This window comes from Pseudomonas sp. Irchel 3A7 (assembly GCF_900187565.1).
GTDB lineage: Bacteria > Pseudomonadota > Gammaproteobacteria > Pseudomonadales > Pseudomonadaceae > Aquipseudomonas.
This window is the reverse complement of the sequence record NZ_FYED01000014.1, coordinates 98,725-119,212: the sequence shown is the minus strand read 5'-3', so window position 1 is coordinate 119,212 and position 20,488 is coordinate 98,725. Positions and strand designations below refer to the sequence as shown.

16 protein-coding genes and 1 pseudogene are annotated in these 20,488 nt (G+C 60.7%); 11 read left to right on the top strand and 6 right to left on the bottom strand.

All coding sequences use genetic code 11. From position 1 onward, the window contains the following. Positions 1-8: 8 nt before the first annotated feature. Positions 9-785 carry a metallophosphoesterase gene (locus tag CKW21_RS22605; RefSeq protein WP_095196119.1) on the top strand — a complete coding sequence of 259 codons (777 nt, stop codon included), beginning with the start codon at positions 9-11 and terminating at the stop codon, positions 783-785. On the opposite strand, the gene CKW21_RS22600 is transcribed toward CKW21_RS22605, so the two are convergent. Then, positions 778-1,551 (bottom strand): helix-turn-helix domain-containing protein, encoded by a 774-nt coding sequence (locus tag CKW21_RS22600; protein ID WP_095196118.1) that lies wholly within the window; start codon positions 1,549-1,551, stop codon positions 778-780. The two genes, CKW21_RS22605 and CKW21_RS22600, sit on opposite strands and share 8 nt — an antisense overlap. Before the next feature lie 115 nt (positions 1,552-1,666). On the opposite strand from CKW21_RS22600, the gene CKW21_RS22595 reads away from it, so the two are divergent. Both CKW21_RS22595 and CKW21_RS22585 read left to right on the top strand, forming a co-directional pair. After that, positions 1,667-2,878 carry an MFS transporter gene (locus tag CKW21_RS22595; RefSeq protein ID WP_095196117.1) on the top strand — a complete coding sequence of 404 codons (1,212 nt, stop codon included), beginning with the start codon at positions 1,667-1,669 and terminating at the stop codon, positions 2,876-2,878. A gap of 1,336 nt (positions 2,879-4,214) precedes the next feature. After that, positions 4,215-5,954 (top strand): dipeptidase, encoded by a 1,740-nt coding sequence (locus CKW21_RS22585; RefSeq protein WP_095196115.1) that lies wholly within the window; start codon positions 4,215-4,217, stop codon positions 5,952-5,954. 37 nt (positions 5,955-5,991) lie between these two features. On the opposite strand, the pseudogene CKW21_RS22580 reads toward CKW21_RS22585, so the two are convergent. Beyond that, positions 5,992-6,366, bottom strand: a pseudogene (locus tag CKW21_RS22580) (fe2+ zn2+ uptake regulation protein). Between the two features lie 66 nt (positions 6,367-6,432). Further along, positions 6,433-8,670 (bottom strand): TonB-dependent siderophore receptor, encoded by a 2,238-nt coding sequence (locus tag CKW21_RS22575; protein WP_095196114.1) that lies wholly within the window; start codon positions 8,668-8,670, stop codon positions 6,433-6,435. 272 nt (positions 8,671-8,942) lie between these two features. Between CKW21_RS22575 and CKW21_RS22565 the strand changes: the two genes are divergently transcribed. The 8 genes from CKW21_RS22565 to CKW21_RS22530 all read left to right on the top strand — a co-directional run bounded on the left by CKW21_RS22565 (position 8,943) and on the right by CKW21_RS22530 (position 18,004). Beyond that, complete coding sequence (locus CKW21_RS22565; protein WP_095196112.1) at positions 8,943-10,187, top strand: MFS transporter; 1,245 nt, start codon at positions 8,943-8,945, stop codon at positions 10,185-10,187. Between the two features lie 105 nt (positions 10,188-10,292). Continuing rightward, complete coding sequence (locus CKW21_RS22560) at positions 10,293-10,808, top strand: sigma-70 family RNA polymerase sigma factor (protein WP_095196111.1); 516 nt, start codon at positions 10,293-10,295, stop codon at positions 10,806-10,808. After that, complete coding sequence (locus CKW21_RS22555) at positions 10,809-11,786, top strand: FecR domain-containing protein (protein ID WP_095196110.1); 978 nt, start codon at positions 10,809-10,811, stop codon at positions 11,784-11,786. A gap of 101 nt (positions 11,787-11,887) precedes the next feature. Further along, a complete protein-coding gene (locus CKW21_RS22550) occupies positions 11,888-14,302 on the top strand; it encodes a TonB-dependent receptor (protein WP_095196109.1) in 2,415 nt (804 codons plus the stop codon). Between the two features lie 64 nt (positions 14,303-14,366). Further along, a complete protein-coding gene (locus CKW21_RS22545; RefSeq protein ID WP_095196108.1) occupies positions 14,367-15,554 on the top strand; it encodes an ABC transporter substrate-binding protein in 1,188 nt (395 codons plus the stop codon). After that, complete coding sequence (locus CKW21_RS22540) at positions 15,551-16,612, top strand: iron ABC transporter permease (protein WP_095196107.1); 1,062 nt, start codon at positions 15,551-15,553, stop codon at positions 16,610-16,612. The genes CKW21_RS22545 and CKW21_RS22540 overlap by 4 nt, the downstream gene beginning before the upstream one ends. Then, positions 16,606-17,364: an ABC transporter ATP-binding protein gene (locus CKW21_RS22535; protein ID WP_095196106.1), complete on the top strand. Its 759-nt coding sequence runs from the start codon at positions 16,606-16,608 to the stop codon at positions 17,362-17,364. Before CKW21_RS22540 ends, CKW21_RS22535 begins: the two co-directional genes overlap by 7 nt. A 343-nt stretch (positions 17,365-17,707) precedes the next feature. Further along, on the top strand, positions 17,708-18,004 hold the full coding sequence (locus CKW21_RS22530) for a hypothetical protein (protein WP_095196105.1): 297 nt from the start codon (positions 17,708-17,710) through the stop codon (positions 18,002-18,004). A 17-nt stretch (positions 18,005-18,021) separates the two neighbouring features. Here the strand turns inward: CKW21_RS22530 and CKW21_RS22525 are convergent, their stop codons facing one another. Genes CKW21_RS22525 through CKW21_RS22515 form a run of 3 tightly spaced genes read right to left on the bottom strand, consistent with a single transcriptional unit; the run spans position 18,022 to position 20,446 of the window. Next, the gene (locus CKW21_RS22525; protein ID WP_095196104.1) at positions 18,022-18,480 is read right to left on the bottom strand and encodes a metallophosphoesterase family protein; all 459 of its coding nucleotides are present in this window, start codon (positions 18,478-18,480) and stop codon (positions 18,022-18,024) included. 43 nt (positions 18,481-18,523) lie between these two features. Further along, on the bottom strand, positions 18,524-19,441 hold the full coding sequence (locus CKW21_RS22520; RefSeq protein WP_095196103.1) for a LysR family transcriptional regulator: 918 nt from the start codon (positions 19,439-19,441) through the stop codon (positions 18,524-18,526). Positions 19,442-19,471: 30 nt separating this feature from the next. Continuing rightward, complete coding sequence (locus tag CKW21_RS22515) at positions 19,472-20,446, bottom strand: quinone oxidoreductase (RefSeq protein ID WP_095196102.1); 975 nt, start codon at positions 20,444-20,446, stop codon at positions 19,472-19,474. Positions 20,447-20,488: the final 42 nt, after the last annotated feature.

Genomic DNA, 20,488 nt, shown 5'->3' with positions numbered 1-20,488 from the left:
ATTGATCCATGCGCATCGCCTTGCTGTCCGATATCCACTTGTCCGTCAACGCCATACCGTTTCCCGACGTGGATGCCGATATCGTCGTGCTGGCAGGGGACATTGCCCGACCCGCCAGGGCCATTGAATGGGCCAGAACCTGCCCGGCTCCGATCCTGTACGTGGCCGGCAATCACGAGTTCTATGGCAGTGACCTGATCTCGACTTACGAACAGCTGAACAGCTTGTCCCAAGGCACAGGGATACAGGTTCTGGAGCGCTCGGAATATGTCCACGACGGCGTGCGTTTCCTGGGCTGCACCCTGTGGTCGGACTACCGTCTGTTCGACGATGCGCAGGCTCGGAGCCAGAGTATCGATCTGGCGACACAGCTCATTCGCGACTTCAGCCATATCAAAGTTTCGCCGGACTTTCCGGACCTGTTCACCCCCGCGGTTTCCCAGCTGATTTTTCTGCAGACCGTCGCCTGGCTGGACGACTGCTTCGCCCGGGACAGTACGACGCCCACGGTGGTGATCTCTCATTTCGCACCGACCCGGTCGAGCATCAGCCCGATGTTTGCCGGTTCGCCGATCAACCCGAGTTTCGTTTCGGACCTCGAAGAACGGATCAAACAATGGCAGCCGGCGCTGTGGTTGCATGGGCATACCCATGGCAGTTTTGACTATCGGGTGGGCAATACCCGCGTGGTGTGCAACCCCCGGGGCTATGCGAAAAATGGTGTGAACGAGAACCCCGCATTCAACGATGCATTGGTGATTGAGCTGGGTCCATCGCTCACCTGAAAAAATGACTCGGCGTCGTCCCGAACTGCTTTTTGAACATGGTGGTAAACGCGCTGGGGCTGTCGTAGCCCAAGGCGCCCGCCACGTCGATGATCTTCTCGCCGACCGCAATACGCTCCAGCGCCAACAGCAGGCGGGCCTGTTGGCGCCACTGGCCGAAGGTCATGCCGGTTTCCTTGTGAAACAGGCGCTGGATGGTCTTGGCATCCAGGCTCAGCCGAGCGCTCCAGTCCGCCAGCGTCGATCCATCCCCCGGGTCCTGTTGCAGGGCCGAACAGATCGCCTGGATTCGTTCATCCGCCGGTTGCGGCAGGTGCAGGGGCAAGGTCGGCAGGAGGGTGAGTTCGTCCACGATCAAACGCATGATCCTGGCTTCGCGCGAATCCTCGTCCATGGGTGCCGCGATGGTCACGGAGGTCTTGATCAACTCGCTCAGTAGCGCGGAAATGCTCACGGCCCGGGTTTCGTCCGGCAGCTCGGGAAATTGATCCGGCCGCACGAAGACGCTGCGCATCTTCAATGCGCCGACGCAGCGAATCGAGTGCACGTGCCCGCTGGGCATCCAGATCCCTCGGCTCGGTGGAACCGTCCACTGGCTCAGCCCCGAATGCACGACCATCACGCCCTCGATGGCGTAGATCAACTGGTGCTTGGCGTGGCTGTGAGGTTCGATGATCCAGTCTTCCGGGTAATCGGTCGCACTGGTGCAGACCGCCCAGGCGACTTCGTCCATTTCGACCAGAAATGTTTCCAGCGATTTGACCATGATGCCTCTTTTGCGAAAGTAGCCGCCCGAATTGCGCGAGACAGGCAATTTCGCGAAATCTAGCATAGCGCCAGGTTTACGCAATGCCCCTCTTTCCCAGCCTGGATGATGTGCGATGTCCTCAATGACGACCCCTTGCGCCACCGCCTCGGTGGCCGGCCAGACCAGCCCCCTGGTCATGCGCGTGATCGGTGCCTGCGCGTTGGCGCACCTGATCAATGACCTGATTCAGGCCGTGTTGCCTTCGATCTACCCGATGCTCAAGGCCAACTACGGCCTGACCTTCACCCAGGTAGGCCTGATCACATTGACCTTCCAGCTCACCGCTTCGCTGCTGCAACCCTGGGTCGGTTACCACACCGACCGGCACCCCAAACCCTGGCTGCTGCCCGCCGGGATGGTCTGCACCCTGATCGGCATCCTGATGCTGGCCTTTGTCGGCAGCTTCCCGGCGATTCTTGTGGCTTCGGCGCTGGTGGGCATTGGTTCCTCGACCTTTCACCCGGAAACCTCACGGGTGGCGCGTCTGGCCTCGGGCGGTCGCTTCGGCCTGGCACAGTCGACCTTCCAGGTCGGCGGCAACGCCGGCAGCGCCTTCGGCCCCTTGCTGGCGGCGGCGATCATCATTCCTTACGGTCAGGGGAATGTGGCCTGGTTCGGCCTGTTCGCAGTGTTCGCCATCCTGATCCTGTTTGGCCTCAGCCGCTGGTATCGCAGTCACCTGAACCTGTTCAAGCTCAAGCAAGGCAGCAAAGCCACCCATGGCCTTTCGAAGCAACGGGTGACCTTTGCCCTGGCGGTGCTGGCGCTGCTGGTGTTCTCCAAGTACTTCTACATGGCCAGCTTCACCAGCTACTTCACCTTCTACCTGATCGAAAAATTCGACCTGTCAGTCGCCAGCTCTCAGCTGTACCTGTTCCTGTTTCTCGGTTCTGTCGCCGCGGGTACGTTCTTCGGCGGCCCCATCGGCGACAGGATCGGACGCAAGAAGGTGATCTGGTTTTCCATCCTCGGCGCCGCCCCCTTCACCCTGGCCCTGCCCTACGTCGACCTGTTCTGGACCGGCGTGCTGAGCATGGTCATCGGCTTCATCCTCGCCTCGGCGTTCTCCGCCATCGTGGTCTTCGCCCAGGAACTGGTACCGGGCAACGTCGGCATGATCGCCGGCGTCTTCTTCGGGCTGATGTTCGGCTTTGGCGGTATTGGCGCTGCGTTGCTGGGGCATTTGGCGGATATTCACGGTATTGAGTATGTGTATGCGCTGTGCTCGTATCTGCCGTTGTTGGGGGTTTTGACGATTTTGTTGCCTTCTACCAAGGGGGTTTGAGCAGATGACTGTGGGAGCGAGCCACCGCCTTCGCGAGCAGGCTCGCTCCCACAATGGTCGGTGGTGGGAAACAAATGCCATAAGCCACGCCAATCCCCTGTGGGAGCGAGCCTGCTCGCGAAAGGGTCCTCACATCCAACATCTCTGCTGAATGACCCACCGCTTTCGCGAGCAGGCTCGCTCCCACAATGGTCGGTGATGGGACACAAATGTCATGAGCCACACAGATCCCTGTGGGAGCGAGCCTGCTCGCGAAAGGGTCCTCACATCCAACATCTCTACTGAATGACCCACCGCCTTCGCGAGCAGGCTCGCTCCCACAATGGACGGTGGTGGGACACAAATATCGTCAGCAACGCAAATCCCCTGTGGGAGCGAGCCTGCTCGCGAAGGGGCCATCACATCCAACATCCAAGCCGACTGACCCACCGCTTTCGCGAGCAGGCTCGCTCCCACAATGGTCGGTGGTGGGACACAAATATCGTCAGCAACGCAAATCCCCTGTGGGAGCGAGCCTGCTCGCGAAAGGGTCCTCACATCCAACATCTCTGCTGAATGACCCACCGCTTTCGCGAGCAGGCTCGCTCCCACAATGGTCGGTGGTGGGACACAAATATCGTCAGCAACGCAAATCCCCTGTGGGAGCGAGCCGGCTCGCGAAAGGGTCCTCACATCCAACATCTCTGCTGAATGACCCACCGCTTTCGCGAGCAGGCTCGCTCCCACAATGGACGGTGGTGGGACACAAATATCGTCAGCAACGCAAATCCCCTGTGGGAGCGAGCCGGCTCGCGAAGGGGCCATCACATCCAACATCCAAGCCGACTGACCCACCGCCTTCGCGAGCAGGCTCGCTCCCACAATGGTCGGTGGTGGGACACAAATATCGTCAGCAACGCAAATCCCCTGTGGGAGCGAGCCTGCTCGCGAAAGGGTCCTCACATCCAACATCTCTGCCGAATGACCCACCGCTTTCGCGAGCAGGCTCGCTCCCACAATGGTCGGTGATGGGACACAAATGTCATGAGCCACACAGATCCCTGTGGGAGCGAGCCGGCTCCGGGCGGCGTTCCGACGAAAGGGCCCTCACATCCAACATCTCTGCTGAATGACCCACCGCTTTCGCAAGCAGGCTCGCTCCCACAAGGGGATTGGCTACAGCCGCACGACCTGCGCCCTCCCCGGTTTTTCGTTTCTGCGCCCCTTTCGCATTTTTGTGCGACAAATCCCGCTTCAGGGGCTCCCGTATCCCCTCTTCGTTTGCTAGTTTGCAAACGTTTCTGATTAAACGATCAGATATTTCTCACAAACCGCCTGCAAAGGAATGCCCCCAACAATGGATTTTTCACTCAAGCACCTGGCTGCGGCCACCCTGATGCTCGCCGGCCTGTCGTCGTTCACCACCGCTGCGCACGCCAACATCACCCCGCAACAGAGCGCGATCATTCTCAAGACTTTCAGCGATGCGTCGGTCACGGATTTCAGGCAGTTCCTGCAGAGCCTGGCCAAGAGCGACGTCGCCAAAACCGGCGACATCGGCCCGGCCATCAGTGCCTTCCTCGACAACAAGACGCTTTCTCCCGATCAGCAAAACGAAATCCATCGCCTGCTGGGCCTTTATGCGCGAGTGAAATACGGCAGCGCCGCCACCGAGACCCTGCGCGAGCTGGTGGCCATCCCGACGTTCCGCGTGGACGGCGTTGCCCAACACGAGAATCCCGAGTTCATCAAGATCGCCGACAAGATCAAGGGCCTGGCCCAGGCGTTCAACCTGAATTTTCGCAACATCGACAACCGCGTCTATGAAATATCCCTCGAAGGCACTGGCGATGAAGTGGTCGGCATTCACGCCCATGCCGATGTGGTGCCTGTAACGCCGGAGAACTGGGTGCTGCAGGACGGCACCCAACTTGATCCGTTCAAAGTCACCCTGATCGGCGACCGCATGTATGGCCGGGGCACCGAGGATGACAAGAACGGCATCGTCGTTTCGCTCTACGCCATGAAGATCATTAAGGAAGAAAAGCTGCCGCTGGCCCGGAACTTCAAGCTGCTGGTCGACACCACCGAGGAAACCACGGGTGACGCCATCCCGTACTACTTCGAACGCAACCCGACCCCCAACTACAACCTGGCACTGGACGGTGGCTACCCGGTGGTGATCGCCGAGAAAGGCTACGGCACCGTCATGGCCAGCTTTGCCCGGCGTACCGCGCAAGGCCAGGGCGCAGAACTCATCTCGATGACCGGCGGCCTGGCCACCAACCAGATTCCATCGACATCAGTCGTTACCCTGGTGACTGACAAGCCTGCCGAACTGGCCGCCAGCCTGCAAAAGGCCGGTACCGATTACGCCAAGCGCAATGGCGGCAACTTCACCGTAGACGCCAAAGTCGACGGCAAGGACGTCAAACTGACGGTCACCGGCGTTTCCGCCCACTCCTCCGAGCCCGAGTCCGGCGTCAACCCGGTGGCCAGGATGCTGGATTTCATCAATAGCCTCGACGGCAAGGTCGCACTCAAGCAGAACGCGATCACTGACGCCGCCCGCTACGCCGCCGACAACTGGGGGCTGGATTACCTGGGAGGCAAACTGGGCGTCGGTTTTTCCGATGAATTCATGGGCCCGCTGACCACCTCCCTGACCTATGTCGGGATGGATGACAAAGCCTTCAAACTCGCGGTCAACCTGCGCGTGCCGAAGGGCAAGTCGCCGGAAACGCTCAAATCGCAAATCGCCACAAAGCTGGACGCCTGGAGCAAGAAGACCAGCATCACACCGACCTTCGACTACTCGATTGCCGAACCGATGTACCGCAACCCCGAAGGCGAATGGGTCAAGGCCCTGCTCGCCGTGGCCAGCGAAAACCTCGGCATGGAACACAAGTTCGGTACCTCCGCCGGCGCCACCTCGGTGCATGAACTGCCCAACGGTGTGCAATTCGGCCTGGCCATGCCCGACGTCAAATACACCGGCCACAACGACAACGAGTTCAAGACCACCGAGCAGTTCCTGCTGGACCTGCAGATCGTGACCGAGATGATGGGACGCATCGGGCAGTTGCCGAAACTCTGATCCCCTTCGGACCCGTCGTTCTGGCGGGTCCACTGCTCTAGTCATCCAGATGCGGGTGGAGCATTGCCCAGGCTTCAGTGGTGAAGCGATAGCTCTTGTCTTCCTGGAACTGAATCACACCCTCATCGCACAAACGCTTGAGCACTTCACGAACGCTGATGAACGCAAGCTCGGCAGAGAACGACTCCAGAGAGGCATGCACCCCGCGCACGCCAATGGAACGTCAGCCCAAAGTGGCAATGACCAACGCATTGATCACTTTGAAACGGATCAGACTGGCACGCAGTCCATAGCAGCGAAGCAACTCTCGAATATGTTCATTGGCCCTGCGATCGTGTTCCAAGGCGAGTTGATGGGTCGCCTGGAAGGGTTGAGGTGCGATGGCCGATACTGAGCCTGAGTTGTTCAACATGCGAATACTCCTTTTCAGAAATGTTCAATGGGGGCTCCCGTGGCCGTAGCCCCCTTCACGTCTGCGTCAGAAATCGACCGTGGCCGACAATTGCAGCGTGCGCGGATAACCCGGAGAGAACGCACCATAAGAGGCAACGCCCGACCAGTACTCGCGATCGAAGACGTTCTGCACCGTGGCCCGGAATGTCGTAGGCCTACCTTCGATCCTGGTAGCGTAGCGAGCCCCCGCGTCGAAGCGGGTCCAGGCATCCAGCTCCTGGGTATTGGCCTGATTGACGAATTGGCGGTCGGTGTAGATCGCACCGCCAGTGAGGGTAAAGCCCTCGATCCACGGGGTATCCCATTCAGCCCAGAGGTTGGCTTGTACGTCAGGCACCCCCACAGGCTTGTTGCCACGGTTCGCGGCGGTGGCCGAATCCGTCAGTTCGCCATCGAGTAGCGTCACACCGCCCATCAAGCGCGTGCCCGGTGCCACTTCACCGTAGATACTCAGCTCCACGCCGCGGTTACGTTGCTCAGCCTGTACCGAGAACACGTTGCCCGCGCCGATTTCGCCACTGGGCTTCTCGATCTGGAACAGCGCCAGCGTGGTCATGAACGTGCCGTGCTCATACTTGACGCCGATCTCATGCTGCTTCGACTCATAAGGTGCGAACGTCTCGCCGGCGTTGGCCGCCGTTCCCGGCGCGATATCACCTTTGCTCAAGCCTTCGACGTAGTTGTAGTAAAACGAGACGTCTTCCCAGGGCTTGACCACCACGCCGACCAGCGGGGTCGTGGCACTGTCGTCATATCGGGAACTCACCGAACCGGCCGCATTGTAGTTACGCGACTCGATGTCCTGGCGGCGCACGCCCAAGGTCAACTGCAGACGGTCATCCAGCACCGACAGCGTGTCGGTCAGTGCAACGCCGGACAAATCCGACTCGGAGATGCGCAGCACCTTTGGCGCGCTGATGAACTGCCTGGGCACATCCACCGGATGGTAAATGTTCGAGCGGATGTCCGTTCCGTTGGTGATTCCCCTCGACAGTTCGTCCTGATACCGGGTCGCCATCAGCGTGGTCGTGTGGGTAACGGGACCGGTGGCGAATACGCCGCGAACCCCTACATCGGCTGTCGAACGATCGACGTTGAATTTGTAGTAACCCGGAATGTTGCTGGTATCGCCTGCGTCGTTGAGGATTCTCGGCACCTGGTCGGACAGCCGCTTGACGTCTGATCGTCCGCCACCGGCATGGGCAAATACAGTGACCGCATCCGTCAGGTCATACTCGCCACCCAGCAACGCCGACTGCTCCCGGGTGTCCGACCATCCCCACTCCTGCGACACGTTGGTACGACCATTCGGGGCAGACGGGATGTCAATGCCGGGCGCGACGGTGAATGGCCGCGAGGCAGCATCAAAGCTTTCTTTCTGGCTGATGAAGTCGAGGTTCAGGCGCAACCGATCCCCTTGGTAATCGAGCGCGATGGCACCGATATTGAGATCTCGCTCCTGGTTGTCAACGGCGGTGTCTCCACCCTGCAGGCCGCCGTTGAAGCGCACGCCGAACTGGTTCTCGGCGCCGAATCGACGGCTGATGTCCAGGTGTCCCCCCACTTGGGAGTCCGACGCATAGCTGGTGGTAAAGCGGGTCAGGCTTTCGGCCAGCGGCCGCTTGGGAACGATATTGATCACCCCGCCGACACCGCTGTTGGGCGAAATCCCGTACATCAGGGCACCCGGTCCCTTGAGCACTTCGACACGTTCGGCGTATTCGGTGAACACCCGGTAATTGGGCGCCACGCCATACACGCCATCGTAGGCCAGTTCGCCAAGGTTGCCCTCGCCTACCGCAAATCCGCGAATGAAAAACGAGTCGACGATGCCACCTGTCTGGCCGGTGGAGCGCACGGAAGGGTCTCGCTCCAGGGCATCGGCCACGGTTACCGTTTGCAGGTCGGCCAAGGTTTTGGCGGTGTAGCTGGTGACACTGAAAGGTGTGTCCATTACGTCCTTGTTGCCCAACATTCCCAAGCGGGCGCCACGGGCAACCTGACCACCGGCCAGCACGGGCGGGAGTGCGGTCGGGCCATTGTAGACACCGTCAATGTTGGTCACACCGAGGGTCAACCCGGCAGCAGTGTCATCGGCCAGCGGCACCGCCGAACTGTTCGAGGTCTTGTCGGCGGGAGCCTCCTGCTCGGGGGCGGCGGCCCAGGCGTTGGCGCTTCCTGCGACCAAAACGAAACTCAGCGTGGCGGTGCGGATTGCGAGCGATAACGCGCACTCACCGCAAGGTCGACTTGCAACAGACATGACGTAAGGATCCTTTTCAGCAAGGGAAAATGGTAATCACTCCTATTGCCAGTCGACCTGCGAAAAAGTATCACCCCCCTGAGTTTTATTTTTTCCAGATCTTATCTGTCGTGCGATATCGGGTTGGAAATCCGTCAGCGAAATACCAGGGAGCTGTTTTCCCCTGATCACAAAGCACGTAGTCTGCTGATCCGCGATTGCGGCGATGGCGCCCTGCACCGAGGGCATTTTGAACCTCACGCCTGATGCCGTTTAACCACCGAGACTGACTCATGTCCCATGCAGGTGTCATCCAGGGTTCGAATGTAAGAATCCTGATTTATCTTCTGTTCGCGATCCAGCTCATCTCCATGGGCGCGATGGAAATGAGCGGGCCGTTCTGGCCCGTCCACCTGCGTGGGCTGACGTCCTCGGAGTCGGTTTTCAGCTTCGCCAGCATCGCCGTGTACGTCGGGCCGATGCTGGGCATCATTCTGACCAGCGCATTCTGGGGCCGTATCGGTGATCGCTACGGCCACAAGCTGATGATGATCCGTGCCCTTGCCGGCTTGTCGTTGACCCAGCTTGGGCTGGCACTGTCCGGTGACATTTGGGTCATCCTGGTCCTGCGATTCCTGCAAGGTGCCTTCGCCGGGTATATCGCCCCGGCACAGGCTTACGGTGTGAGTATCGAAGCGCCTTCGCGGCGGGCGCGGCTGTTTGCGATCCTGCAGATATCGACCAACGTCGGTTCGTTGCTGGGCGCGGTGGTCGGCGGGTTGATCCTCGATTACGCGACGTTCTTCTGGATCAACATCATCGCTTCGGCACTGTGCGCGATTTGCACCGTGGTGGCCGCCGTGACATTGCCGGATGTGCCGCCGGTGAAGAAAACACCGGCCGCCCAGACCCCGGCCAAGGCTGATCGGACAGGCAGCGTCTGGCAAGGATCACCGTTATTGTCGTTGCTGTGCGTCATGGGCATTCTGCTGTTGGCGCGGATGCTGCCCCAGACAGCGTTCTCGTTGTACGTCAGCTCGATATTCGAGGTCAGCAATTCGGTCGTCGGCCTGTGCTACGGCTTGCTGGCACTGGGTTTCATTCTTTCGGCGACGGCCTGGTCACGCTACTTTGAACACCGCAGCCAGCAAGACACCCTGCAGCGCATCAGTTACATCGTCATCGGCTGCATTGCCCTGACCGCGGTGGCCGGTGTCACACGCAACGCCATGGTGTTTGTCGCTGCCTATTTCATCTGGGGGGTGCTGCTGGGGGCCACCACACCGGTACTGATGTCCCTGATCTCGAAAACCGCCGACAGCTCACGACAGGGCCACGTGCTGGGGATTGCCCAGGGCACCGCGCAATTCGCTTCGATTGCGGGCATTTCGGCCGGTGGACTGCTCAGCCAGGTCTATGGCTTGCAGTACACCTATCTGTTCGTTTGTCTGGCTTATGCGGTGGCACTGCTTCCCATTGTCGCCTTGCGATACCGGCCCGTGGGCGCGCACCCCAATCGCGACCCATGCGGGGATTGATCAAGGCGCCTGGATTGAATACGGGATACCGAATCCCGCTTGCTTCACAGGCGAGTTGTCAATTAGCATTGGGAATACTTCTCAATTGCAAAAAAAACTGCAGCCATGAGCGAAATCCTGCCCGCGAACAACGATAATCATCTGCGCGTGATCGAGGCCCTGTACAACGGTCATCATGGCTGGCTGTATGCCACGCTGAAGAAAAAGCTGGGTAACGCCATGGATGCGGCGGATCTGGCGCAGGACACCTTCACTCGCATACTCGCCTCCCAGGTCACCGCCATCGAGCAGCCCCGAGCCTACCTGAGCTGCGTGGCCAAGGGCATTCTGGTCAACTGGTATCAGCGCAAGGCACTGGAACGCGCCTACCTGGATGCACTCACGCACCTGCCCGCCCCGCAAGTGCCATCGCCTGAATTACGTTTCATGGTGCTGGAGACCCTGCACGAAATCGACGCGATGCTCGACACCCTTCCTCCGCTGGTCAAGCGCGCATTTCTGCTGTCGCAGATCGGTGGCCTGAAATACGACGATATCGCCAAACAGCTGAACGTCTCGCTGATCACGGTCAAGCGCTACATGAAACAGGCTTTCGTGCAGTGCCTGATGCTGGTGGAATGAATGTTCACCCGCCGCAATGAACCGCCGCTCGACCCCGAAGTTCTCGAAGAGGCCGCCGAGTGGTTGATGCGGCTGAGTGAAAACGACCTCAGCGATACCGAACGCGCCGAATGGGAATGCTGGAAGGTCAGCAGCCCTGAACGTGATCGGGCCTGGGCCCGCGCGCAGTTACTGCAAAGCAAGCTCGACGGGTTGCCTCCCTCACTGGCGATGTCGGCACTGGATCGCCCGAGCAGTCCCGAACGTCGCGCGGCCCTGGGCAAACTGGCCCTGCTGCTGGCGGCGGTCCCTGCCGGTTGGGGCAGCTGGCACCTGGCGCAATCGCAGCAATGGTCGGCGGACTACCGCACCGCCGTGGGTCAGCGCCGCGAGTTGACCCTGGCCGACGGCTCGCAGATCACCCTCAATACCGACACGGCCATCGACGTGCTGTTCGACGCCAATCAGCGACTCATCAACTTGCGCGCAGGTGAAATACTGGTACAGACCGCGCCGGATGTTTCACCGCTGGCCCGCCCCTTTCTGGTCACCACCCGCCAGGGCCGGATGCAGGCCCTGGGCACACGATTCACCGTTCGCGAACTGATGCCCCGCACCCAGCTCGCCGTACTGGAAGGTGCTGTGCGGGTTGAATTGGCACAGAGCAGCCATGCAGCGCCGATGATCATCAACGCGGGACAGCGTACGGATTTCTCATCACAGGCCTTTGGCCAGGTCATGGCGACAGATCGCCACGTGGGTGCCTGGACCCAAGGCATGCTGATGGCCGACAAGATGCGGCTGGCGGATTTCGTTGCCGAATTGGCGCGCTATCGCAGAGGCTTCGTGCGCTGCGATCCGGCCATTGCCGATGTGCGCATTTCCGGCGCATTTCCCATCAACGATACCCAGCGCACGCTGAACATGCTGGCGCAAACCTACCCGGTGCTCGTCACCGGCCACTTGAGTGGTTACTGGGTGACGCTTTCTCCCGCCTGACCTCAGGCAAAAAAAATCGCCGCGCAGGTGATACTTTTTTTGATCTCGGCTGGCAAAGAAAGGAACAACCTTTACTACCTCGTCCATAGGGTCATCCATTCATGCTCGTTGCACGGCCCCTGCGTCCGGATCATCCGCTCAAGCCAGTTTTTCGCAGTGTGTTGTTAAGCCTTGCCCTGAGCGTTGCCACTTGCCCGCTGGCCCTGGTCGCTGCTGCCATGCAACTGGACGCTGTCGCCATCCATGCCTACAACATTGCGCCCGGACCGCTCGGCGCGACCTTGTCGAGTTTTGCCGTGGACGCCGGCATTGCCCTGTCGTTCGAGCCCGCCTTGACCGAAGGCTTGATCAGCCCGGGACTTTCCGGCTCTTACTCCACACAGGAAGCCGTCACCCGCTTGCTGGCCGGCAGTGGCCTGGACATGGTGGCGCGCGACGACGGCAGCTATACGTTGGTGGCACGCCGGGTGACGCTGGAGGAAACCACCGTCGACGGCATCGACCGACGCAGCGGCAGCTTGCCACCCGTGTACCCGGGCGGTCAGGTCGCCAGCGGAGCGCGCCTGGGCATGCTGGGCAATACGGATGTGATGGACGCGCCCTTCAGCATCAGCAGCTACACCTCGGCGATGATCAAGGATCAACAGGCGGTTACCGTGGGCGATGTGCTGGAGCGTGACTCTTCCGTGCGCTCCACGGGCCAGACTGGCGGCATTGTCGATTCATTCTTCATCCGCGGCTTTCCCGTCGGCGAAGGCAATCTCGGTGAACTGGCGTTCGACGGTGTGTACGGCGTGGCTTCCAACTACCGGGTGTTCACCGAGTACGCCGAACGCATCGAAGTGGTCAAAGGCCCCGGGGGCCTGCTCTATGGCATGTCGCCCAACAGTGCTGTCGGCGGCGTCATCAACGTGGTACCCAAGCGCTCTCTGGACGAGGATTTGACCCGATTCACCGCCAGTTACGCCATGGATTCGCAACTCGGCGGTCACATCGACGTCAGTCGGCGCTTCGGTGAGGAGCGCCGCTTCGGTGTGCGGATCAACGGCAGCGTCCAGCAAGGCGATACGCCCATCGACGATCAATCCCGGGAGGTCGGCATCGGCGCCCTCTCCCTGGACTATCAGGGTGATCGCCTGCGGACCACCCTGGACCTGATCAACCAGAAAGAACAATTCGACGCCGCGTCCCGACCGTTTCTGATCGCGCCCGGCGTGCAGATTCCCTCCGCCGCCAATGGCCGCAGCAACGTGAGCCAGGACTGGGGCTGGTCCGAAACCCGTGACAAATCGGCGCTGCTCGGTGGTGAATACGACGTCAACGATGCCCTGACCCTATTCGCCCACGCCGGTGGCGGCAAATCGGATGTAGCGCGCATGTCCGATCAAACCCCGACCATCATCAACGCCGCCGGCTACACCTCTTCAACCCCCGGCTACTACAAGTTCGAAGTGCAGCGTTACACGGTCGACGCCGGTGCCCGCCTGCGCTTCGACACCGGGCCGGTCAGTCACAGTACCGCCCTGCAAGTCACCCGTTATCGCGATGAGTTGTCCCGAGGCATCATTTCCGGCCCGGCCATACTGTCGAACATCTACCATCCGGTCCATCGCCCCAAGCCCTCTATCGCCAAACCGGATACGCCGACAATCTCCGAGAGCGAACTGTCCGGTGTGGCATTGGCCGATACCCTTTCGGTGCTGGACGAGCGCTTGCAAGTCACCGTCGGTTTGCGCCAACAGAACATCAAGTCCGACAACTACAATGCGGCCGGGGCCGTCACCACCTCCTACGACAAAAGCGATACCACGCCGCTGTTCGGTATCGTCGCCAAACCCTGGGACCACGTGTCGTTCTACTACAACTACATCGAAGGCTTGAGCAAGGGCGATGTCGCACCGTCCGCCGCTTCGAACGCGGGGGAGATTTTTTCACCTTACGTCTCCCGGCAACAGGAAGTCGGGGTCAAGGTCGACTACGGCAACCTCATGTCCACACTGGCCCTGTTCCAGATCAAGAAACCCAGCGGTGAGCTGTCGTCCGGGGTGTTCTCGGTACAGGGCGAGCAGCGCAACCGTGGCGTAGAGCTGAACATGTCCGGCCAGATGACCCCGCGCACGCGCCTGATCGGTGGTGTGACCCTGCTCGATGGGGAACTGACCAGCACCGGCGTTGCCGCCAACCGTGGCAATAAACCCGTCGGTGTCCCGGAGGTTCAGGCCAACCTTTGGGCCGAGTGGGATACCCCGGCTGTCGAAGGGCTGACACTGACCAGTGGTGCGATCTATACCGGCAGCCAGTACGTGAACCAGGCCAATACCCAGGAACTCGATGCCTGGACCCGCTTCGATGTCGGCGCGCGCTATGCCACTCGCATCGCGGATCGACCGACCACATTCCGCGCCACCGTGCAGAACGTGCTCGACCGCGAATATTGGTCGGGCGTCGCCTCCTACGGGGCGTTCTCCCAAGGTTCACCACGCACCCTGCTGCTGTCGGCCACCATCGATTTCTGAAACGTCCGGTCCGGCGCGGCGAACTGAGCCGTTATCCGGTCCGGCTTCTGCAAAGGCATACAACATGGTTTCGATTTTTAGACGCAGCCACACTGTCGCTGCACTGCTGTTCACCGGACTGCTGGGTTTGTCGCTATTGTCGCTGACGCCGCGCAATGCCCACGCCGCCGATCCGGACCCCGCCCTCGGCACAGTCACCGACTTGCTGGGCCGCAAGGTCAAGGTTCATCTGCCGGTCAGGCGGGTCATCCTCGGCGAGGGTCGCCAGTTGTACCTGGTCGCCGCGCTGGATACGCAAAACCCCATTGAACGCATCGTCGGCTGGCGCAAGGACTTGATCCAGTCCGACCCGGATACCTACGGCGCCTACCTGCGCAAATTTCCCGATATCGCCAAGATACCGACCTTCGGCGGTTTTGAGGACGGCACCTTCGACATCGAGCAAGCGATCTCACAGCGACCGGATGTGATCATCCTGAACATCGAGGCCCAACATGCCACCGACGATGCGCGTTACATCGAGAAACTCGATGCCCTCGGCATCCCGGTGGTCTACGTCGACTTTCGCAATAACCCGATGCAAAACACCGAGCCGACCATGCGCCTGTTCGGCCAGCTGTTTGGCAAGGAAGCTCGCGCCGAAGCGTTCATCGACTTTCGCAACCAGCAGATCCGCCGTGTCACCGATGTCATTGAAGCGAAGCACCCTGCCCGCCCCAGCGTGTTCATCGAACGTATCGGTGGCTACACCGATGATTGCTGCCTGAGTTTCGGCAACGAGAACTTTGGTCTTTTTGTCGATTTGGCCGGTGGCAACAACATTGCCGGACGCATCATTCCCAACACCTTCGGCCAGTTGAACCCCGAGCAGGTCATCGTCGCCAACCCGGCCCACATCGTCGTCACCAGCGCCAACTGGGAAGCCTTCGCGCCCGGCGGTCATTGGGTCGGCGTCGGCCCCGGCGCGGACATGGCACAAGCCAGGCACAAACTGGCGTGGTACACCCAGCGTCCGGCCTACACCGGCATCAAGGCTCAGGACGATCAAGCCTTCCATGCGATCTGGCATCAGTTCTACAACAGCCCCTACCAGTTCGCGGCCATCCAGCAACTGGCGAAGTGGATTCATCCGACGCTGTTTGCCGATCTGGATCCGGACGCGTCGTTTCGCGAACTGCATGAGCGGTTCCTGCCAGTCCCTTATGAACCTGGCTACTTTGTCAGCTTGCGCACGCCGGAGGTCAAACCATGAGCTCACTGAACGAAGCACGGGTTGTCCAGGGCGAGACTTACCGTCGCCTGGTACTGCGCAAACGCCTGATCCTGAGCGGACTCGTGGTGTTGCTGATTTGCAGTGTGCTGCTCGATCTGGCCCTCGGTCCGGCACGCTATAGCCTTACCGAAGTGCTGGGTGCGCTGTTTTCGCCGGATAGCGCTTCGCCGCAGGTCCGGGTGGTGATGTGGGATATCCGCCTGCCGGTGGCGCTGATGGCCGTCGCGGTCGGTGCGGCGTTGTCGCTGGCCGGTGCACAGATGCAGACGATCCTCAATAACCCGCTGGCCAGCCCGTTCACCTTGGGTATTTCCGCCGCTGCCAGCTTCGGCGCGGCGATGGGGCTGGCGTTTGGTGTCGCGCTGTTTCCGTTGGCCGCGCAGTACATGGTGCCGGTGAACGCCTTCATCATGGCCATGCTCTCAGCGTTGTTGATCCACTTCCTGAGCATGCGTCGCGGCGTAACGGCCGAAACCATCGTGCTGCTCGGCATTGCCCTGGTGTTCACCTTCAATGCGCTGTTGGCCCTGGTGCAGTTTTTTGCCACCGAGCAAGCCGTGGCGGCCGTGGTGTTCTGGACAATGGGTAGCCTGACCAAAGCCACCTGGCCCAAGCTCGGCGTGATTTGCCTGGTGATCCTCATCACCCTGCCGATCTTCGCCAAACGCGCCTGGGCCTTGACCGCGCTGCGCCTGGGCGATGACAAGGCCGCGAGTTTCGGCATCAACGTGCGCAGCCTGCGTTTCCAGACGCTGATCATGGTCAGCCTGCTGGCCTCTTTTCCGGTGGCGTTTGTCGGCACCATCGGCTTTATCGGGCTGGTCGGTCCCCACATTGCCCGGATGCTGATCGGTGAAGATCAACGCTTCTTCCTGCCGGCCTCACTGCTGACCGGCGCACTGATTTTGTCCGCCAGTTCGGTGGTCAGCAAAACCCTGATCCCCGGGGCAATTTTCCCCATCGGCGTGGTCACGTCGCTGATCGGCGTACCGTTCTTCATATCTCTGATTCTCAGCGGGAAGAAAAACTCATGGTAAAGATCCGGCTTGAGAATCTCGGTGCCTGCTACGACCAGCGCACGATCATCAGTGGTGTCACAACGGCAACCTTTGCCGGCGGCCAGGTGGTCGCGGTGGTCGGCCCCAACGCGGCGGGCAAGTCCACCCTGTTCAAACGGATGGCGGGGCTGATCGACGGTCCCGGACAGGTTGTCTTGCAGGACTCGATAAAGGGCACGCCGGGCATCTGCTACATGCCCCAGGGCCTGAATGCCAGCGCCCGGCTGACGGTGTACGAATCGGTACTGCTGGCCCGCAAACAACTGACACCGGGCTGGGTCGTCCACGATGATGAGTTGAAGTTGGTGGACGAGATACTCAGTGCGCTCGGCATCACCGAATTGTCCTTCCGCAACCTCGGTGAACTCAGCGGCGGTCAGCAACAACTGGTGTCAATCGCCCAGACATTGGTGCGCGAACCGGAAATCCTGCTGATGGACGAACCGACCAGCGCCCTCGACATGCATCGCCAGGTACAGGTGCTGAATTTCATGCGCGCACTGGCGCGCAAGCGCGAGGTCATTGTGTTCATCGCCATCCATGACTTGAATCAGGCACTACGCTTTGCCGATCAAGTGCTGGTCATCGCCGACGGCACCGCGCAAGGCAGCGGCCCGAGCAGTGAAGTGATCACCGAGCTCATGCTGCGCAACGTCTACAAGGTCGAGGCTCGGATCGAGCAATGCAGCCGCGGGCAACACCATATCCTGATCGACGATATCGTTGGTTAGCACGATCTCCCGCCTGACAAAAAACAACTGTGGGAGCGAGCCTGCTCGCGAAGGCGGCCTGACATCCGCCCTTGATGTCGACTGACACGGCCCCTTCGCGAGCAGGCTCGCTCCCACAGGGGGGATTGGGGACGTCTGCAAAAGTCAGGTCGGCTGTCAGGCCGCCTCGGTTTGGCTGTTCGCGGTACATGCCCCTCCACGCCCTGAGCCTGTCCCTCAACCTGTGACGCCCCCCATTGCGCTGATTCCGCTGAACTGCGCCAAGGACAGACGCAACAGCGACTAATCTGAACAGAACACGATCAGCAATACGTCTCCAGCCTCTTGCTCCGGGGGAAACGGGATGACCGGAATAACAGCGCGTCAATGCTCGTCATGGGTCCTGCCTTCGTTGCTCGCGATCAACCTGGCGCTGATGGCGGGATGCGCAGACAAGCCTCCCCCTCAATATGCAAGCCCGAGCATAGGCTCCAACTGCTACGCAAAAGCCCTGCCCACGGTTGGCGAAGGTGGCCTGGCGTGGGGCGTCACCTTGAGCATCGCCCGGCAAAAGTCCCTGAACAATTGCATACGCTATGCCGGCCGATCCGGCGGCACGCCCGATACCTGCCAAGTGGTGTTGGCGGAGTGCAGAAACTGATAGTGACGTCGGGAAGCTTATTCCAACAGCGAAACCAGGCGCGGCTCGATCGTGTGTTCATGCACTTCGAGCAGCGCCAGTGTCACCGGCAATTTGAATCGCCGCGGACCCGCGCTGCCCGGATTGAGGTAGAGCCGTTCGCCGCGCCATTCCACGCAGGGCTTATGGGAATGGCCGGTGATCACCAGCCGGGTGCCCGTCTCCAGCAACGCCGGGACATCCGCCATGTCATGAACCAGCAGGGTCGGCCATCCGTTGAGGTCGAAGCGTTGGTGGTCGGCCAGATGCCCAGCCCATGCAGCCTGCAGATCATTGTTCCCGCGCACCACATGCAGCACGGCAATGGCGGCCAGTTGATCGAGGATTTGCGGTTTACCGATGTCGCCGGCGTGGATGATCCGTTCACAACCCGCCAGAGCGGCAAGGGCTTCGGCACGGAGCACACCGTGGGTATCGGAGATCACGCCGACTTTCATGCAAGACTCCTGACCGAACTCGGGTACTCGTAGATAGGAGAAATTACGCCCAGGGAGCGCCCACGGAAAACCGCTCTTCAATCCACTGCTTGAACGCAGCGGTCGCCGCCGTGCTGTACCTGGCCGATGGACGCACCAGATACACACCCCCTTCGGCATCCAGTTGCCACTGCGGGAGCACCCGCTGCAGAACACCGGAATCGATCTCCCTTTTCATCAACCACTCACCGCCAGCGAGAATGCCCAGACCGGATCGAGCGGCGACCAGCAGTGCTTCATTATCGTTACTGACCATGCTCCCACGCACCCGGACAGACTTCTGCTCGCCCTCTCGCGTCAGTTTCCATTCCGGCCAGGCGTGCAGTCCGGTGAAGCCCAGACAGTTGTGAGCAGCGAGGTCTGCCGGCGTGCGCGGCGTGCCCTTGCTATGCAGATAGCCTGGCGTGGCGCAGAGGATTCGACGGTGGTCACTCAGTTTTTTGGCCACCAGCCGACTGTCGGCCAGCTCACCGATGCGGATGGCCGCATCGAAGCCCTCGGCGACGATGTCCACGAATCGCTCCGCGTATTCGACCTCCAGTGAAATTTCGGGATAGGCCAGTGCGAATTCCGACACCATGGCGCTGAGCCATAGCCGTCCCATGGCCGCCGGCAAGGCTATCCGCAATCGGCCTCTGACCACGGCCGCACCTTGCGCAGCATCCTGTTCCGCCTGGTTGATCAGGTTGACCGCATGACGCAACTGGGTGACCAGGCGCTCCCCCTCGTCGGTGAAGCGCAGTTGCCGTGTGGTGCGTTCGACCAGGCGGATACCCAGTCGCAGCTCAAGGGCGTTCAGTCGTTTGGAAAGGACTGAAGGGTGGCGTTGCAGTACCCGTCCCGCCGCCGCGAATGAGCCATGCTCGGACAACGCCATCAGCGTCGCAAGCTCATCCGCCTGGCGGCTATCGAAAAGATCCATGCAAGCAACTACCTCACGGGGCCAAACAACTCAAGTCTCCAGCACGATCGCGCCTTGCGAGCGGCCACTCTCCAGATCGGCATGCGCAAGCGCTACATCGGCCAATGGATAGCGACGCCAGATTCGTGGCTGGATGATACCCGCTGCGAAAGCCTGCAACACCTCTCTGGCACGCGCTTGATACTCATCCACCGTGGCGGTGTGGACAGCGAGCGATGGCCGGGTCAGGAACAGCGAGCCCTTGGCATTCAAGACGCTGATTTCCATCGCGGGCACCGGACCCGAGGCCATGCCAAAGGACACCAGCAGGCCACGGGGGCGCAAGCTATCCAGGGACGCCTCGAAGGTCGCCCGGCCGATCGGATCATAGACGACATCGACCTTTTCGCCTTGGGTCAATTGCGCCACCTGATCGGCCAGCGTGGTGGCATCGAACACCAGCACTTCGTCACAACCGGCCGCCCTGGCGCGCTCGATACTTTGCGCTTTTGACACCACACCGATCACGAAAGCCCCCAGGTGCTTGGCCCACGACACCATGATTTGCCCCAACGCCCCCGCCGCCCCATACAACAACACCCGAGTGCCAGGCCCCACCGGATACGTGGTCTTGAGCAGATACTGGGCGGTGATGCCTTTGAACATCACCGCAGCCGCTTCGGCGAAGCCCAGTTCATCGGGAATCCGCACCAGCCGGTTGGCCGGATAGAGACGCCCACTGGCGTAGGCACCCAGCGGCCCTGTGGCATAGGCAACCCTGTCACCTACCGCGACTTCACTGACACCCGCTCCAATCGCCGCCACCCGCCCGGCGCCTTCAAGACCGAGCGCAGACGGCAAGGCCATACGCACCGCACCGGATCGCTGACTCAGATCCAGAGGGTTGACGCCGATCGCCACCTGTTCCAGCCAGACTTCGCCGGCACCCGGCGGCTGAGTGGTGGTTTGCTCCAGACTCAAGACTTGGGGCCCGCCGACATCATGAATCCTGACGTTGTTGATCATCTTGCACTCCTCGATTGGTGTTGCCGAAGAGTGTAATCAGGC

Coding starts and splice junctions, on each gene's coding strand:
- CKW21_RS22535 (WP_095196106.1), top strand. CDS start 16,606: ATGGTAAAGATCCGGCTTGAGAATCTCGGTGCCTGCTACGACCAGCGC.
- CKW21_RS22515 (WP_095196102.1), bottom strand. CDS start 20,446: ATGATCAACAACGTCAGGATTCATGATGTCGGCGGGCCCCAAGTCTTG.
- CKW21_RS22530 (WP_095196105.1), top strand. CDS start 17,708: ATGACCGGAATAACAGCGCGTCAATGCTCGTCATGGGTCCTGCCTTCG.
- CKW21_RS22525 (WP_095196104.1), bottom strand. CDS start 18,480: ATGAAAGTCGGCGTGATCTCCGATACCCACGGTGTGCTCCGTGCCGAA.
- CKW21_RS22565 (WP_095196112.1), top strand. CDS start 8,943: ATGTCCCATGCAGGTGTCATCCAGGGTTCGAATGTAAGAATCCTGATT.
- CKW21_RS22605 (WP_095196119.1), top strand. CDS start 9: ATGCGCATCGCCTTGCTGTCCGATATCCACTTGTCCGTCAACGCCATA.
- CKW21_RS22575 (WP_095196114.1), bottom strand. CDS start 8,670: ATGTCTGTTGCAAGTCGACCTTGCGGTGAGTGCGCGTTATCGCTCGCA.
- CKW21_RS22595 (WP_095196117.1), top strand. CDS start 1,667: ATGTCCTCAATGACGACCCCTTGCGCCACCGCCTCGGTGGCCGGCCAG.
- CKW21_RS22545 (WP_095196108.1), top strand. CDS start 14,367: ATGGTTTCGATTTTTAGACGCAGCCACACTGTCGCTGCACTGCTGTTC.
- CKW21_RS22540 (WP_095196107.1), top strand. CDS start 15,551: ATGAGCTCACTGAACGAAGCACGGGTTGTCCAGGGCGAGACTTACCGT.
- CKW21_RS22550 (WP_095196109.1), top strand. CDS start 11,888: ATGCTCGTTGCACGGCCCCTGCGTCCGGATCATCCGCTCAAGCCAGTT.
- CKW21_RS22600 (WP_095196118.1), bottom strand. CDS start 1,551: ATGGTCAAATCGCTGGAAACATTTCTGGTCGAAATGGACGAAGTCGCC.
- CKW21_RS22585 (WP_095196115.1), top strand. CDS start 4,215: ATGGATTTTTCACTCAAGCACCTGGCTGCGGCCACCCTGATGCTCGCC.
- CKW21_RS22555 (WP_095196110.1), top strand. CDS start 10,809: ATGTTCACCCGCCGCAATGAACCGCCGCTCGACCCCGAAGTTCTCGAA.
- CKW21_RS22560 (WP_095196111.1), top strand. CDS start 10,293: ATGAGCGAAATCCTGCCCGCGAACAACGATAATCATCTGCGCGTGATC.
- CKW21_RS22520 (WP_095196103.1), bottom strand. CDS start 19,441: ATGGATCTTTTCGATAGCCGCCAGGCGGATGAGCTTGCGACGCTGATG.